This is a genomic window from Haladaptatus sp. DYF46, assembly GCF_021083305.1.
In the GTDB taxonomy this organism is placed as follows: Archaea; Halobacteriota; Halobacteria; order Halobacteriales; family Haladaptataceae; genus Haladaptatus.
Map to the genome: position 1 here is coordinate 1,523,298 of NZ_JAJFAY010000001.1, position 15,339 is coordinate 1,538,636.

Below are 15,339 nucleotides of genomic sequence, written 5' to 3' on the forward strand. Positions count from 1 at the left end.
ACCATGCGTTTCGTCACCGTCCGCTCGAAAACGAACGATGCCGCCCTCCATCCGGCGGAATGTGCGATGGCGCTGGACCCGGCGATAACGCGCGGTCGAATCCACCGCCTCGACCAATTGGACGACGGAACGACGGTACTCCTCTACGAGCTTCGGGGCGACCTCGATGGGGCGAAAAGGGTTCTCGAATCGAGTTCGAGCGTCCTCAGATGGGAGGTCTCGGGCAGCGAACGTGGGTTCGCGTACGTCCATTCGCGGCCGACCGAACCGGCGACGACGCTCCTCACGCTGCTCCGCGCGAACGACGTTATCCTCGACACGCCCGTCGAATACACGAGTGAAGGGTCGCTCCGTGTGACGCTCGTCGGTGCGGAGGACTCCCTCCATCGAGTGACCGCTGCCATCGCGGATATCATCGAAGTCGAGTTGGAGCGGACGGGAACGTATCAGCCGCAGTTGGAACAGCTCTCCGCAACGCTCACGAAACGGCAGGAACGAATCCTCTCGCTCGCCGTCGAACGAGGGTACTACGACGTTCCGAGACGAACTACCCAGAGAGAACTCGCGACCGAACTCGACGTGAGCGAATCGACAATCAGCGAACATTTTCAGAAGATAGAGGCGGCCATTCTCCCGTCGTTCGCGTTGTGACCGGGATGGACAGAATCTAAACCAGTTCCTTTTCGGACCCGTAAGGATAACGTTCATATCGGTTCGCCGAATGGAGCCACAGTATGGCACGCGGGACGAGTCAGGGAGGACTCACCGACGCAGTACGATACGACATCGCACAGTTACACACCGGATGGATGGGACTGTTCTTCCCGCGACAGAGACAGCAGGCCCACTCGGTCCTCGGAAAGTGGAAACCACAGAGCACGACGGGGAAAGTCGCCTACAGCGTCTGGAGCGTGGTCGGAACGCTCGTCGTCGCCCTGTTCTATCCGTTCGTCCTGTTCGGCTTCGCGGTGCGCTACTACACGAGCAAAATCGACCGAACGGCGGCGAGCCTCGGGGTACTCGGCGTCGTCTTGCTCTCGGCCGTCGTGTGGGGCGGGTTGGCCGCGGTGGCGCGGTATCGTTTCTCGACGGAAGGGTTCTACGCCGTCGCCGCCGCCGGTGGCGTGGCGACGGTCGCGGCGGCGTTTTCCTATCTGACGAGTCGATACGGTGGCCGAGTAACGACGGTGCTGTTCGCCTACCCGTCCGGCATGACGGCCATCTTCCTCCCGCCTGTCGTCGCGGCGCTGTACTCGCCGACGCTCTCGAACGTGATCTTCCCCAACAGCACGAACCTCGCGGTGTGGTTGCTGAACAACGTCCTCACCTACCGTGGCATCGACGAGATACTGCGGGCGCGCTTCGACCTCGAGGGACTCGCCTACGTCGGCATGTGGTTCGGCATCGCCGTGCCGGTCGGTTGGGTCCTCGGGTTCTTAGTCACGCTGGCGAATCTCATGCGCCCGAAATCGGCATAACGCTTTTCCTTCGGTCGGCGAACGGTTCGGTATGGAGTTCGACTTACCCGTAACTGTCGTAGCATTGCTGATAATCGTCGCTATCGGTACCGCGGGCCTCATCGGGATGGGAGCCATGGCGACGAGTACGGTACTGATGATGGTGGCACCTTCGATGCTGGTGTTCGGCCTGATAGCGCTCTTCATCGGCGTGAAACACGGGGAGTACCGCGCAACGAGATAGCGAACCCGATCGGGTCACTCGACCCGTCCGACCGCGAGGATGTGATTCGACAGGTCGGCGATGGTCGGGTCTTCCCGAAGCGTCCGAACGACATCGGCGACGGTTTCCTGTGCGTCCCCGTCGATTTCTTCGAGATTCGCTCCGAAGTTCGAGGCCGGGCCTTCGAGTCCGGCGACGGCTTCGACGGCGATTCCGTGGTCTTCGAGGAGACGGCGGAGTTCGTCGCTCCGGAAGAAGTGACACTCGACGAACGACGGGTCGTCGATACCGTGGTTTTCGATCAGTTCCGGCGAGTAGTCCCGCGATTCGATCACGTCGGGGAGTTGTCGGACTCCCGCCCCGAAGTGAGGTGCGCTCTTGATGAGGTTCTGGACGACGGAGACGAACCCCATCACGGAGATGAAGACGGGCGCGTCGGATTTGTTGACCCGGTGGAGTTCCCGAACCGCCGCGTCGCGCTCCTCGGCGTCGATGACGTGGGAGAGCGGACCGCCGAGACAGAGCGCGGCGTCGAACCGATTTTCCGAAAACGGCAACGCTCGGATGTCACCTCGTTGGACGGTGATGCGGGATTCGAGGCCGCGTTGTGCGACGCGCCGCTCCGCGATGGCGACCTGTTCGGCCGAGAGGTCGAGGAGGGTCACGTCGTATCCCTTCTCCGCCAGCCAAATCGAGTACCGTCCCGCGGCCCCGCCAGCGTCGAGGACGTGGCCCGATTCGGGCAGGAACCGGTCGAGGTAGTCGGTCGTGTTCTCGAATTCGAGGGCGTTCTTGAACGACTCTTCGAGGCGTTCCCACTCCTCCTCGCCGAGTCGGTCGTAGTAGTTTGCGGGGTCGATGCGGTTCGGCGGGTCGTTCGTCATTCGATATGTCGATGGAGTAAGGAGACGGAAAGCGGTTTTTGTGGAGTGGTAACAGCTAGCACCCCCACGGTCGAAACGTTCCTGACCAGCGAACGGCGAACGAACGTGAGCCAAGAGATAGGCCGGTGACACAATCACTGGAAATCGGCCCTTAACTCGATCATCGGGTATCCGCAGACCACACAACCGTCGGAATTCAGCAATCGACGCAATCGTCAAAAACAGCGTTCTGCACAACCAACAGAATCAACAGGCGACACACCTCCCGGTCGCTAGTTCACTCACCGGAAAATCTCCGATTTTCCGGGCCGACGACTGAATGGAGACGAACGACTCGCGGCGCGAGTCGTTCGTCAAAATGAGGGAGGAGCGTTTTTGGTCCAGCTTTTTCCAGGGAGGTAGGCCGAAACCGGCGTCACCGCGACGCCGGTTTCGGCTCCCGACCGCAGAAAAAGGTGGTTCTTACATGTAACCCAAGTCACGCAGGCGTTCCATCAGGTCCTCTTTGTCCTGTGCGCGGCCTGCGCGCTCGGTGGTGTTCTCCATGTCCTGCAACCACGCCGGTTCCTGGTCGCTCTTCTCGGTGCTGATCTCGCTGCCGAGCGAGCGGAACCCTTCGAAGTACTTGGGCGAGACGGGGATGTCGTCCTGCGAGAGATCGTTCGGCAGGTCGTCGAAGCCTTGCGGGACGTAGCCGTCGTCGGGGTAGCCCTCCACGGTGTCCGGGACGACGAAGTACCAGAACGCGTCCCAGACCGCGGGTTCGTCGAAGTGGAGGATGGGTTGAACCCGGTCGTGCGGCGGGTAGATTTCGGGGTCGTGGCGCGGACTGAAGAACGTCTCGTCGGCGCGGGCTTCCTGTTCGTCCCAGCGGACGCCGGAGATGACGCCGTCGACGTCGTACTCTTCGAGCGCGTCGTTGAGCGCGACGGTCTTCAGCAGGTGGTTGCCCACGTACGTATCGAGGAGGAACGGGAACGTGTCGTCCTCGTATTCGAGGAGGTCGCGAACGTGGTGCTGGTTGTGCTCCGAGAGCGCGCCGATTTCGATGTCGTCGCCGGGTTCGAGGTCGTGTTCGTCGACGTAGCCACCCACGTCCTCGTTGCGGGCGTAGATGACGTCGAGGTCCCACTCGTCGGCCCAGTACTCCACGAAGTCGTGGATCTCCTGGAAGTGCTGGTAGTGGTCGATGAACACTGCCGGCGGGACTTCGAGGTCGTAGCGCTCCGCGACTTCCTTGATGAAGTACAGCGTGAGCGTCGAGTCCTTGCCGCCGGTCCACATGACCGCCGGGTTTTCGTACTCTTCGAGACCCTTGCGGGTGACGTCTATCGCCTTCTCGATTTTGTCCTCGAGAGAGGGATAGTCCTCGGGGTTCTCGCCTTCGCCGTCCGTGTAATCCACGTCGAGATAGTCGGGGAAGTCGTTTGCCATGACGTGTAATTACATATAATTAGGTCGCTAAAGTGCTTTTCGGCTCGTCGTGAGGAACCGTTTAAAATAATTACCCTGATACGTCTCGTTTTGGAGCGGTGGCACCACAAAGGAGGGACGCGGATAAAAATGGAACGGCTGATCCGTGCGATTTCACGCCGTGTGAACGTGTGTATGGAAAGATTCCGAACGGGGAGAGGGCGACGGTTTAGCTGATGAACTTGTTGTCGCGCCAGTTCACGCCGCTGGACGACGAACTTTCACTGCTCGGCCCTTCGACGACTTCGATGGACGCCGGACGGTCGTCGCCGTCGACGATTCGGGTGGCTTCGAGGTCGCCGCCGACCTCCGAGATGGCGGTCAGCGTCCCCTTTTCGGCCTTTCGAGCGATGGTGCAGAGCACCTCGAACATCGGATACTGGACCGCGGTGTTCTGGAGCACCGTCTCGCGGTCACCCTTGAACGCGGCCATCTCGATGAGTTCACCCGTCGGTTCCTCCTCCTCTTCTTCCTCCGGCGTTCCCCAACGAGGCGCGTTTCGTCGTGCCTCTTCCTCCTCGGTAAAGACGCGCGTCTCGGAGACGCTCGCCTTGAGTTGCGCGGTCGGCGTGTACTTGCTGATGCTTTCGTCCGTCGAGACTGCGCTGATTATGAGGGTGTTGTTCCGGCGGGTGATATCGACGCTGTCGATTCCATCCGGTAGGTCTGGGTCGCTTTCGAAGTAGTCGTAAACGGTTTCAAGCGGCAATTCGAGCGTCGAATGTAGTCGGTATACCTGGCTCATTTGTAGTCGTGGGTTCCGTCTCCCGTCGGCGGTACGTATTTGTATACGCGCCCCGCACTTATAGGGTCTACTCTTTGCGTTGCGTGTGCAACCCGCGGACTGATATCAGTCCGCTCGAAGTGTCGATTCGAGTTCATCTCGTTCTTCCATCTCCGCGAGGATGTCGCTCCCACCGATGAATTCGCCGTCCACGTACGTCTGGGGAATGGTTTCCCATCCGCTGTGGCCCGACAGCGCCTCGCGGTAGGCATCCAAGTTATCGAGCACGTTCACCGTCTCGAAGTCCTCGCCGCGATGTTTGTCGAGGAGTTCGACCGCGCGCATGGAGAACCCACACTGCGGCATGATCCGCGTTCCCTTCATGAATAGTACCACGTCCTCGTCCGCGATTGTCGAATCGACCCGTTCCTCGACTTCCTCGGCGGATAACTCCTCGCCGGGTGTGAAGGTCATACGTTTGCGTAGGCACCCACGCCGCAAAGAAGTTGCGCCCGCGTCACGACGTGCCGTTCAGGGAGCGGTAACGAGCGAAGGACGAGTCGGTATTCTCGATGGTCGTCACCCGTTCCCCGTCGGCGACGACGGTAATCGTATCGTAATCGCGCGGCACCGTCATGCTCGCGTCGATGGTCGTTCGGGGCAGGCAGTCTTCCGGCGCGGGTCCTTTCTTCGCCGATGCGGCGCGGTCCGGACTCGTCTCTATTCGGAGGAAGTAATCCCCGTTCGCGCTCGGTTCGAGCGACGCGTTCACGTTAATGGCTGTCGTCTCGTGTGCGAATGTGTCGTTGAACGAGACGGCCATGACGTCGTGAACCGGTTGCTGGCCGACCCAGCCACCAGTATCGACCGCCGCGGAACAGCCCGTCCCAGTGGCGGTGACGAGGGATTCGGACGGTAGCCCGACACCATCCGTCGCGTTTGCAGAAAGCCCGAACAGCGATGGCCCGGCGGACCCGACGACGAGACTGAGACCCACCCCAATGACGAGGGTCACGATAAGAACCCGTCCGGTAATCATACCTGATGGAACCGGTCGGAAGATAAGTGCTTTCTGTCGAGTTTGCCGCGCTATTCGTCGCTTCCGACGCCGATGACCTGCACCAGCGAGTAGATGGGAACGCCGTCCAATTCCTCGATGCCGCGTTTGTCGGCGAGCACGATGCAGGCAACCGGGTCGCCACCGCGGTCCTTGATGGCCTCGATGGTCTCGGTCATCGTCGTCCCGCTGGTGATGGTGTCGTCCACGACGTAGCACTCGCGGTCCCGAATCTGCGCGAAGTTGCGCGAGAAGGTGCCGCCGTACTCGTCGATGTCGCCTTCCTCCCACTGGTGTTTCCGCGGCGCGTAGGTACCGAGGTCGGTTTCGAGTTCGCGGGCCACCGTCGTTGCGAGCGGCGCGCCGGCTTTCTCGATGCCGATGGTCAGATCGACCTCCTCGCCGTGTTTCGACAGCATGTCTGCCATCGCCGCGCCGACGTGCGAGAGGCGGGTGCTGTCGCGGCCGATGGCGCTCCAATCGACGTGGATGTCCTGCGTGCCGCCCTTCGGTTCGGGAGTCGGCGCGCTGCCGCTCCGTTCGACCAGCCAACTCGCCGTCTCGCGCGAGACGTTCAGTTCGTCAGCGATTTCACCCTTCGAGAGACCGCGCTCGGCTAGCTCGGCCGCGCTCTCGATGAGGTCGTCAACGTTCTTCATACTCGTAGAATTTCACCGCGGCCTTTATTGTCGTTTCGTCGTCCGCAAATGCGTCCGTGAGGTTCGATAAATCGTAGATGCCGGTCACGAGGTCGTCCAATAGCCACTCCGGGAGCGAGGAGAGTGTCTCCGTGGCGGCCTCGAAATGTCGGTAGCCGGAGTTGACGCTCCCGACGAGTGCCTTGTTGTGCATCACGAGTTCGCGGTGAAGCGCCCCGCCGTCCACCTCGAAGGACCACGAGTCGGGAACGCCGAGGAGCGCCGCGACGCCGTTCGGGGCGAGCGCCTCGATGCTCTCGAAGGCGTGCGGAGCGTAGCCCGTCGCCTCGAAGATGAAGTCCATCGGTTCGTACGCATCGGGGACCTCCGAGACGGGCGTCTCGCGCGAGTCGATGTACGTCGCGCCCAACTCCTCCATGATGTCGATGGTTCGGTCCGGTCGGTCGCGGCGGCCGAGACAGTAGAGTCGATCGAAGGAGTCGCCGAGCATCGCAAGCGTGAGAAGGCCGAGCGACCCGTTGCCGAGGACGAGCGCGCTCTTCGGGATCCAGTCGAACGCCGAGCGAGAAGCGTAGGCGTGTTCGATGGCCTTCTCGGCGATACTGATGGGTTCGACAAGAAAGCCCCAGTTGGCGAGTTCGTCCGGGATGGGTAATAGGAACTCCGCCGAACAGGTGAAGTAGTCGCTCATGAAGCCGTGGCCGCCGGTGATGCCGCACTCGACGACGTCGTCCGGCGGGGCCATGTCGGGTTCGCCGCGCTCGAAGTACTCCGTCGGGCCGTCGGGAAGCGGGCGACGAACGGTCGGGACGACCACGTCGCCTTCCTTGAACGCGGTGCCGTTCGGGTCTTCCACGACGCCGACCGCCTCGTGACCGAGGACGAGGTGATCGTCGTCCGCGGGAAACCCGCCGTGGTGCCCGGCGATGACCTCGTAATCGGTTCCGTCGATGCCTACTCGGAGTGTCCGCACTAGAACCTCGCCGGAATCCGGTTCCGGGCGTGGTTTGTCGATGACTTCGGGAGCACTCGCGCCGCGCTTGAGTGCGACTGCGTGCATGACAGCCCCTTGCACCCCGGAGTTCAAAACATTTATTCTTTACCGAGTAAATAGTTCAGTCGCGGATGGACGGCCGTGAGCGTCCATGGTATTATGCTCACATCGAACCGGAAACCGATCCGATTCGTCGCTTCCGGCCGTCCACCGGTTTTCCTGCGTCCATCACCCGAGTTACCACTCCGTCGTCCGAGTTCGCCGGCTGACCATCATCGACACGGTCAGCGTTCGACCGCCACGCGCTCTCCGGTCTCCGCCGACTCGTAGATGGCCTCCACGGCCCGCATATCGACCAGTCCGTGGTTCCCGTCGGGTTCCGGGTCGCGCCCCGCGAGGAGACGGTCCGCGAAGTAGTCGAACTCCTCCCGCTCCTCGTCCACGGGCGTAACGGAGAACGCGACTTCTGTCTCGCCGCGTTCGGCCGTCAATCCCGCCTCGCCGAAGAACGCCGGCGAGAGGGTCAGTCTCCCTTCGGTTCCCGTGACCGAAAACGAACTCCCCATCTGGGCGTACTGGCTGGCGACGCAGGCCGCGGTGACGCCGTTGTCGAACGCGACTTCGAACGAGACGTGCTGGTCCACCTCGCCGAAATGCTCGTGCGGGCTGCGGGTCGTCCCCTGTGCGCTCACCGGATTCGCGTCAAGGACGAACCGCGCGGTGTTTAGCGGATAGATGCCGAGGTCGATGAGCGCGGACCCGCCCGCGAGGTCGGCGTCGAGTCGCCACTGGTTCGGGTCGGGCGATATCTGCTCGAAGACGTTCTGGCACATCGACCCCTCGACCAGCGCGGGTTCGCCGACGAACCCCTCACGCACGAGTTCGCGCATCCGACGCACGGCAGGGTTCGTGTGCATCCGATAGCCGATCATCAGCGGAACCCCGGCCTCGTCACAGGCCGCCACCAATCGCTCCGCCCGCGTCACCGAGACCTCCATCGGTTTCTCACACAGCACGGCCTTCCCGAGGTCGGCGGCGGTTTCCACGAATTCGAGGTGGGTCGCGTTCGGCGTGGCGACGTACACCGCATCGTACTCCTCGCTTCCCGCTCCCTCGTGAAATTCCTCGTAGCTCAATGCGCGAGTCGCACCGGTTTCGTCCCTCAGGCGCGCGGCCTTGTCGGAGGAACCGCTGACGAGCGCCCCGATTTCACAGCGGTCGCTGTCCCGAAGCGCGGGGACGACCATCTCGGTTGTGAACCAGCCGAGACCGACGAGCGCGAATCGAACTCGTTCGTCCGGTTCGGAGACGGTTTCCCAGTCCCGCCGAGGGAAGTCGGAGAGGAGGTCTTCGAGCGTCATCCCTCACGGAAACGGTCCTGAATCGGTTAGCGTTTGGGGGTGTCGTCAGCAGCGAGAGAAAGGAGAAGCGTGTCAGCGGAAGACACATCGAGCGCGTCATCGGGTGAGAGAGTCCGACACATCAGCGGTAGGCGATACCGAACGTCGATTCGAGCGCGGCGTACCAGTCGTCCTCCGAGAGCGACCGTTCGCGCTCCTCGCCGTTTTCGTGCCGCGTCAGCGTGTCGGGACGGAGTTTCACGTGTCCAGAATCGGTCGCGATGCTGACCACGGGGTCGCCGGTAAACGGCGACTCGGGCGCGGTGGCGAGGTACTCACAGGTCGCCGCGAAGTAGGACCGCTCCCTCGGCACGTCGCGGAAGACGTATCGGGTCGTCCACTCGTCGTCCGAGGAGCGTCGAAACTGGGTCGCGTAGTCCGAATCGGGCCGGGTGCTTTCGACGGTTCGCCATTCGACGCCGACGTCGTCCGTCCTCGTTTCACCGTCGAGCGGCAGCGGCCGTCGCATCGTCGGGATTCCCATTCCCACGTCCACGATGTACGGTCGGTCGAGCGTGACGACGTTCGTGAGGTGGTTCGCGGGCGGGCGGGCCTCGCCGTCCGAGACCATCATCGCAGCGCGTCGGCCCACGTCGAAGCCGAGTTCGGCGAGGAAGTCCCCGAAGAGACCGTTGAGTTCGAAACAGAAACCGCCGCGTCGCCCCTCCACGATTTTGTCGTAACAGTCTTCGGCGACGAGCGAAACGCCGTTTCCGTCCCGATTTCCGAAGGGGTCGCCGGTGATGGCGACGTTCTCGAAGGGGACGGTCGTGACGTGCGCCCGTTGAAGTCGGGCGAGCGTTTCGAGGTCGGTGTCCCGAACCGCGTTCGGGTCGAGGCCGATTCGGGAGCAGTAGCGTTCGTGGTGCATCTCGAATCAGAAACCGGTGACGGATTCGATCGTCGCGCTGGCGACTTCGGGATATCGTTCCACGCCGGCGAAAAGGACGAGTCGCTCGCCGAGTCGGCAGACGCACTCCGCCGTTGCCGGGTCGGTCAGTTCGCCGTCCGCGAACGACGAGCGTGCGTTGGGGACGCCGACTTCGAGGGGGAGCGTCCACGCGTTCAGCGCGCGGCAGACGGAGCGCAGGTGTTCGAGGGCGGGCGTCGGAAAGCCGTCGGCGGACACGGCGAGGAGTCCCACCGTCTTGTCCGCGAACTCCTCGGGGCCACAGTAGTCGAGCGCCGTCTTCAGCGGCGAGGAGTACGACCCGTGGTATAACGGCGTGCCGAGGAGAATCGCGTCCGCGTCCCGGAGCGTTTCTCGAAGCGATTCGGCGTCTTCGGGAGGAGCCTCGTCCGAATCCACTAACGGGAGGTCGTGGGCGCGCAAGTCGACGAGCGTGGTCGTCGCACCGGCCGCACTCGCCGCATCGAGTGCGGTTTCGAGGGCGACCCGCGTTCCGCTTTCGTCGCGTAGGCTACCACACAGCGCCACGACGTGAGTATCGGGTTCCATCTCGAACGGAAGTACCGCGGACGGCCACTAAAGCGCTCGCTGAAGACGGGTAAAGTTACGAAGTTGTCATCTCAATTCGCCGCGACCGACCGCCACGTCACCGTCCGCTCGACGGATCCGTGGGAAGTCGCACTTCGCGTGACGCTGGACGGCGACGCGCTCGAACTCGTCGTGGACGAGGACCTGCGCGTCGGCGAGCGCTCGGTTTCGTGAACAGCGCTACTCCCAGAGGTGGTACAAATCGTCCCGCGGCGGGTCGGAAATCTCCTCGCCGTCCAGCGCCAGCGTTCCCTCGCCTTCGACGACCCGCCCGATGACGGTTGCCGAAATCCCGGCGTCACGAACGGCGTCGAGCGCGTCTTCGACCGACTCCTCCGGAATCGCCGCGAGGAGCGCCCCGGACCCGAAGATTCGGAGCGGATCCACGTCCATCGTCTCACAGAGTTCGCGGGTCACGTCCCGAACCGGAACGTCGTCGCGCGCGACTTCGAGGCGTACGCCGGAGGCTTCCGCCATCTCCAGCAGGCCGGTGACCACGCCGCCCTCCGTCGGGTCGTGCATGGCGTGGGCGTACTCGCGGAGGAGACGGGCGTCCTCGGCGACGCTTATCTCCTCGAAGAACGATTCCCCCCGTTCGGCCGCCGAACCGACCTCGTCGCGGAAGTCGGTGGCGAGGATGGCCGTCCCCTCGATTCCGGCCCCCTTCGTCAGGACGAGTCTGTCGCCGGGTTCGGCCCCGCCGGTCGGGACGAACTCGTCGGCGAGTCCCATGCAGGTCATCGTGACCATCGGGCGCGAGAGGTCGGGCGCGTACTCGGAGTGGCCGCCGACGATGGCGACGTCGAGTTCGGTCGCCGCGTCGTCTATCTGCCGGGTCACGATGTCGAGCGTCTCCCGGTCGTCGTCGGGGAGAAACACCACGTTCGTCAGCCATCGCGGGTCGGCCCCGGAGCAGGCCACGTCGTTGCTGGCGACGTTGACCGCCAGCGTACCGAGGCGTTCGCGGGCCAACGAGAGCGGGTCGGAACTGACGACGAGGGTTTCGTCGCCGATCTCGATTGCGGCCGCGTCCTCGCCGTAGCCGGGACCCACCGAGACCGCTTCGTCGCGTGCGCCCGTCCGCGAGACGACGAGTGCGAGGTCTTCGGGGTCGAGTTTGCCGATCATGGTCGCCCTTCACACGACGTGCCAATGTGCGTTTCGTCGTATCGTCGCGTCGTTGCGTCGTCACGTCGCGTTCGACACCACGTCGAAAAACCGCCTCGCTCGTCTATCTCATCGCTCGTTCCCCGGGACTAGTTCTTTTGCCGATGCTGACGTACCCGGTGTGGGGGAATCATGGCAGACAGAATGCAGACCGGACCGGTTCTGATACTCGGGGAGGAGGCACAGCGAACCAGCGGGCGCGACGCCCGGGAGATGAACGTCACCGCCGGACGGGCGGTCGCGGAGGCGGTCCGCACCACGCTCGGCCCGCGCGGGATGGACAAGATGCTCGTCGATTCGATGGGCGACGTCGTCGTCACGAACGACGGCGTGACCATCCTCACGAAGATGGACATCGAACATCCGGCGGCGACGATGATGGTCGAAGTCGCCGAGACGCAGGAAGAAGAGACCGGCGACGGGACGACCACGGCGGTCATCCTCGCGGGCGACCTGTTACGGCGGGCGGAAGAGTTGCTCGAACAGGGCGTCCATCCGACTACAGTTGCGCGCGGCTATCGGTTGGCGAGCGAGGAGGCGACCGACGTGCTCGAATCGGCGACCCATCCGGTCGAGGAGAGTGGTCTTCTCACCGAAATCGCACAGACGGCGATGACGGGGAAAGGAGCAGAAGCGGCGAAGCAGGCGCTCTCGGAACTCGTCGTGCGGGCGGTTCGGGCGGTCAGGGACGAGGACGAAGGCGACATCGACCTCTCGAACGTCACCGTCGAAACGGTCGTCGGCGGAGCCATCTCGAACTCGGAACTCGTGGAGGGCGTCGTCGTGGACAAGGAACGAGTGAACGACGACATGCCGTGGCGGGTCGAGGACGCCACCATCGCGCTGGTGGACACGCCCATCGAGGTGCAGGAGACGGAGGCGGACGCGGCGGTCAGCATCACCGACCCGGATCAACTGCAGGGCTTCCTCGACCGCGAGGAGGCACAACTCCGCGAGATGGTCGACCGAATCGTGGACAGCGGCGCGAACGTCGTCTTCTGTCAGAAGGGTATCGACGACCTCGCACAGCACTTCCTCGCACAGGAGGGCGTTCTCGCCGTCCGCCGTGCGAAATCCAGCGACATGAACCACCTCGCGCGGGCGACGGGCGGACGTATCGTCTCCAGCCTCGGCGACATCGATCCCGACGACCTCGGACACGCCGGGTTCGTGGCGGAACGGGACGTGGCGGGCGACACCCGGATTTTCGTCGAGGAGTGTGACAACCCACGAAGCGTCGCGCTCCTCCTCCGCGGTGGCACCGAACACGTCGTTGCGGAGGTCGAGCGGGCCGTCAACGACAGCCTCGGGGTCGTTCGGGTCGCCCTGCTCGATGGACGGGTGCTACCGGGCGGCGGCGCACCCGAGACCGCGCTCGCGCTCTCCCTCCGCGAATACGCCGACGGCGTGGGTGGTCGGGAGCAACTCGCCGTCGAGGCGTTCGCCGACGCGATGGAGACGGTCCCGCGAACCCTCGCGGAGAACGCGGGTATCAGCCCCATCGACGGCATGACCGACCTCCGAAGCCGTCACGATGCGGGCGAGGAGAACGCCGGATTGGACGCCGAAACGGGCGAAATAGAGGACATGCTCGACGCGGGCGTGGCCGAACCCCTCCGGGTCAAGGTGCAGGCCATCCAGAGCGCGACGGACGTGGCCGAACTCCTGTTGCGCATCGACGACGTGATTTCGGCGGGCGACCTCGGCGGCAGCGACGAGGAGGGAGGTGCTCCCGAAATGGGCGGCATGGGTGGTATGGGCGGCATGATGTAGAACGGTAGCGCGCGGCACCGTGCGTTTTTCGAACGACTTCGGCTGCCCTCAGATGGTGTCCAGTACGCCGAGAACGCGCTCTTCGTTCTCCCGGCCCGGGTCGTGTTCGCTCCCGTCCCGGTCGCTTTCGAGGTGTTCCTCGACGGTTCGTTCCATCGCCACGTCGAGCGGCGTGGACTCCCAGCCGAGCGATTCGAGTTTGTTCGTGTCGAGGACGTGCGGGTAGTCGCGGTAGAGCATGTAATCGTCGGTCGAGAGGTCGGCCGTGGAGAGTTCGCGCTCGCCCGCGTGGACGAGTTCGACGTCCGTGTCGAGGGCGTCCGCGATGAGCGAGAGCATCTCGTCCAACGTGACCAACAGTTCGTCGCCGACGTTGTAGGCCTCGCCGGGTTCGCCCTCCTCGGCGACGATTCGGAGCGCGCTCGCCACGTCCTCGGCGTAGGCGCGGTGCCAGAGGCTGTCGCCGTCGCCGGGAACGACGAGGCGGTCGTACTCGTTCACGCGGTCTATCCAGAAGTCCAGTCGCTCGGTGTAGTCGTAGGGACCGTACACGATGCAGGGTCGAACGCTTGCGGCGTTGACGCCGCGTTCGGCGGCCTCGAAAATCGCGCGGTCGCCCTCCGCCTTTCGCGGCCCGTAGGACGCCATCGACTCGTCCGTGGCCTGTTCGGCCGTGCAGTCACAGAGTTCGGTGTCGTCCTCGCGCTTGGGTATCTCCTCGACGCCGTAGGCGCTTCCGCTGGAGATGTACACGTAGCCGTCCACGTCGGCGAATATCTCGGTGGCCGAGCGGACCTCGCGCGGTTCGTAGGCAACGCAGTCGATGACGATGTCCGGGTTCGCCTCGTCGCGCGCCGCTTCGAGCGCGCTGTCGTTCGTCCGGTCGCCTTCGAAGTGACGTACGCCGTCCGTATCGGCGAACGGATTGTCGTGGTTCCCGCGGTTGAAGATGGTCACGTCGTAGCCGTTGTCGAGCAGGTCGGTCACGAGGTGGCGACCGATGAATCGCGTCCCGCCGATGACGAGTGCCGTGTTCATGGCGAGTCGATTGCGCGGCGGGCGGAAAACGCTACCGAAGGCGGAGAAGCGCGACTCCGAACGACCGACCGGCGATGACCGGTTGAAACGGGAAAACTGGACGGTTGGTCGGGAACGAACCGACGAGAAACGTTCGAACGGACGAAAGGAGGCTATCGATACAAAAAATCAAACACAATGGGGGCGGACGGAGAGACAAGTGGAAAACGGCGGCCGGTAGAATGTTTATTGTTCATCCCGGAGTAAGCCAAGTATGCAAGTACGCGAAGCGCGAACCGAGGACATCGCCGGAATTCAAGACGTCGCTGCGGAGTCGCTTTCGGCTTCGTACGCCCACTTTCTCGACGAAGACGTGATCGAACACGCCATCGAGGAGTGGTACTCGGAGGAAAGCTTGGAAGAGGAGTTCCAGAGTCGGGGCACGCTGTTCCTCGTCGCGCTCGACGGGGGGGACGTGGTAGGCTTCACGCAGAGCGAGGTGCTTCCCGACGTCCCCGAGGGGAACATCCTCTGGTTGCACGTTCACCCCGACTACCGCGGTGAGGGCGTCGGCACGACGCTGCTCGGGCAGACGAAGGAGAACCTCGAAGAGAAGGAGGTCGAAACACTCTCCGGACTCGTCCTCGCCGGTAACGAGGACGGAAACGAGTTCTATCAGGACCACGGTTTCACCAAGGTCGGCGAACGGACGGCCGAAATCGGCGACGAGACGTACACGGAGAACATCTACTCGGAGAGCGACGAACCGATACTCGAATCCCGCGAGTTCGGCGGCGAAGCTCGATACATCAACCGTTCCGAGACCAGTCGGGGGTCGAAAGCGCCGTTCTTCGCGGTGTTCAACGACGAAGCCGGTGAGGAACGATACGGCTACTACTGTTCGAACTGCGAGACGCTCGACAACGCCATGGACAGCATGGAGCGAATCGAGTGCAACGAATGCGGTAACAAGCGGAAGGCGGCGCGGTGGGACGCGGCCTACCTGTAAAATC

The 15,339-nt window shown here is 63.4% G+C and carries 19 protein-coding genes; 7 read left to right on the top strand and 12 right to left on the bottom strand.

What is annotated here, in order from left to right; translation table 11 throughout:
- Positions 1 to 3: 3 nt before the first annotated feature.
- The 3 genes from LJF34_RS08375 to LJF34_RS08385 all read left to right on the top strand — a co-directional run bounded on the left by LJF34_RS08375 (position 4) and on the right by LJF34_RS08385 (position 1,701).
- Positions 4 to 651: a helix-turn-helix domain-containing protein gene (locus tag LJF34_RS08375; RefSeq protein WP_231184447.1), complete on the top strand. Its 648-nt coding sequence runs from the start codon at positions 4 to 6 to the stop codon at positions 649 to 651.
- A gap of 83 nt (positions 652 to 734) precedes the next feature.
- A complete protein-coding gene (locus LJF34_RS08380; RefSeq protein ID WP_231184448.1) occupies positions 735 to 1,478 on the top strand; it encodes a hypothetical protein in 744 nt (247 codons plus the stop codon).
- Positions 1,479 to 1,509: 31 nt separating this feature from the next.
- A complete protein-coding gene (locus tag LJF34_RS08385; RefSeq protein ID WP_231184449.1) occupies positions 1,510 to 1,701 on the top strand; it encodes a hypothetical protein in 192 nt (63 codons plus the stop codon).
- Positions 1,702 to 1,715: 14 nt separating this feature from the next.
- Here LJF34_RS08385 and LJF34_RS08390 read toward each other — a convergent pair whose 3' ends face one another.
- The 10 genes from LJF34_RS08390 to LJF34_RS08435 form a co-directional block, all read right to left on the bottom strand.
- Positions 1,716 to 2,564: a class I SAM-dependent methyltransferase gene (locus LJF34_RS08390; protein WP_231184451.1), complete on the bottom strand. Its 849-nt coding sequence runs from the start codon at positions 2,562 to 2,564 to the stop codon at positions 1,716 to 1,718.
- 462 nt (positions 2,565 to 3,026) lie between these two features.
- Positions 3,027 to 3,998, bottom strand: a complete 972-nt coding sequence (locus tag LJF34_RS08395; RefSeq protein WP_231184453.1) for a phosphoadenosine phosphosulfate reductase family protein — start codon at positions 3,996 to 3,998, stop codon at positions 3,027 to 3,029.
- A 208-nt stretch (positions 3,999 to 4,206) separates the two neighbouring features.
- Positions 4,207 to 4,782, bottom strand: a complete 576-nt coding sequence (locus LJF34_RS08400; RefSeq protein ID WP_231184455.1) for a hypothetical protein — start codon at positions 4,780 to 4,782, stop codon at positions 4,207 to 4,209.
- A gap of 105 nt (positions 4,783 to 4,887) precedes the next feature.
- Positions 4,888 to 5,235 carry a glutaredoxin family protein gene (locus LJF34_RS08405; protein WP_231184457.1) on the bottom strand — a complete coding sequence of 116 codons (348 nt, stop codon included), beginning with the start codon at positions 5,233 to 5,235 and terminating at the stop codon, positions 4,888 to 4,890.
- A 43-nt stretch (positions 5,236 to 5,278) separates the two neighbouring features.
- Positions 5,279 to 5,776, bottom strand: coding sequence for a hypothetical protein (locus LJF34_RS08410; protein ID WP_231184458.1), 498 nt, complete (start codon positions 5,774 to 5,776; stop codon positions 5,279 to 5,281).
- A gap of 74 nt (positions 5,777 to 5,850) precedes the next feature.
- Positions 5,851 to 6,477 carry a transcriptional regulator GfcR gene (gene gfcR / locus LJF34_RS08415; RefSeq protein ID WP_231184459.1) on the bottom strand — a complete coding sequence of 209 codons (627 nt, stop codon included), beginning with the start codon at positions 6,475 to 6,477 and terminating at the stop codon, positions 5,851 to 5,853.
- Complete coding sequence (locus LJF34_RS08420) at positions 6,464 to 7,537, bottom strand: glucose 1-dehydrogenase (protein WP_231184460.1); 1,074 nt, start codon at positions 7,535 to 7,537, stop codon at positions 6,464 to 6,466. The genes gfcR and LJF34_RS08420 overlap by 14 nt, the downstream gene beginning before the upstream one ends.
- A gap of 218 nt (positions 7,538 to 7,755) precedes the next feature.
- Complete coding sequence (gfo6, locus tag LJF34_RS08425) at positions 7,756 to 8,832, bottom strand: D-xylose 1-dehydrogenase Gfo6 (protein WP_231184461.1); 1,077 nt, start codon at positions 8,830 to 8,832, stop codon at positions 7,756 to 7,758.
- Positions 8,833 to 8,953: 121 nt separating this feature from the next.
- On the bottom strand, positions 8,954 to 9,742 hold the full coding sequence (locus tag LJF34_RS08430; RefSeq protein ID WP_231184462.1) for an arylamine N-acetyltransferase: 789 nt from the start codon (positions 9,740 to 9,742) through the stop codon (positions 8,954 to 8,956).
- A 6-nt stretch (positions 9,743 to 9,748) separates the two neighbouring features.
- Positions 9,749 to 10,330 carry an NAD(P)H-dependent oxidoreductase gene (locus LJF34_RS08435; RefSeq protein WP_231184463.1) on the bottom strand — a complete coding sequence of 194 codons (582 nt, stop codon included), beginning with the start codon at positions 10,328 to 10,330 and terminating at the stop codon, positions 9,749 to 9,751.
- Here LJF34_RS08435 and LJF34_RS08440 point away from each other — a divergent pair.
- Entirely contained in the window at positions 10,313 to 10,543 is a 231-nt protein-coding gene (locus tag LJF34_RS08440) for a hypothetical protein (RefSeq protein WP_231184464.1), read from the top strand. The genes LJF34_RS08435 and LJF34_RS08440 overlap by 18 nt on opposite strands.
- A gap of 6 nt (positions 10,544 to 10,549) precedes the next feature.
- Here LJF34_RS08440 and LJF34_RS08445 read toward each other — a convergent pair whose 3' ends face one another.
- A complete protein-coding gene (locus LJF34_RS08445) occupies positions 10,550 to 11,497 on the bottom strand; it encodes an AIR synthase family protein (protein ID WP_231184465.1) in 948 nt (315 codons plus the stop codon).
- A gap of 183 nt (positions 11,498 to 11,680) precedes the next feature.
- On the opposite strand from LJF34_RS08445, the gene thsA reads away from it, so the two are divergent.
- Entirely contained in the window at positions 11,681 to 13,309 is a 1,629-nt protein-coding gene (gene thsA, locus LJF34_RS08450) for a thermosome subunit alpha (protein ID WP_231185056.1), read from the top strand.
- A 48-nt stretch (positions 13,310 to 13,357) separates the two neighbouring features.
- Here thsA and LJF34_RS08455 read toward each other — a convergent pair whose 3' ends face one another.
- Positions 13,358 to 14,347, bottom strand: coding sequence for an NAD-dependent epimerase/dehydratase family protein (locus LJF34_RS08455; RefSeq protein WP_231184466.1), 990 nt, complete (start codon positions 14,345 to 14,347; stop codon positions 13,358 to 13,360).
- Here LJF34_RS08455 and LJF34_RS08460 point away from each other — a divergent pair.
- A complete protein-coding gene (locus tag LJF34_RS08460) occupies positions 14,346 to 14,567 on the top strand; it encodes a hypothetical protein (RefSeq protein ID WP_231184468.1) in 222 nt (73 codons plus the stop codon). The genes LJF34_RS08455 and LJF34_RS08460 overlap by 2 nt on opposite strands.
- Positions 14,568 to 14,600: 33 nt before the next feature.
- Positions 14,601 to 15,335 (top strand): GNAT family N-acetyltransferase, encoded by a 735-nt coding sequence (locus LJF34_RS08465; protein ID WP_231184470.1) that lies wholly within the window; start codon positions 14,601 to 14,603, stop codon positions 15,333 to 15,335.
- Positions 15,336 to 15,339 lie beyond the last annotated feature (4 nt).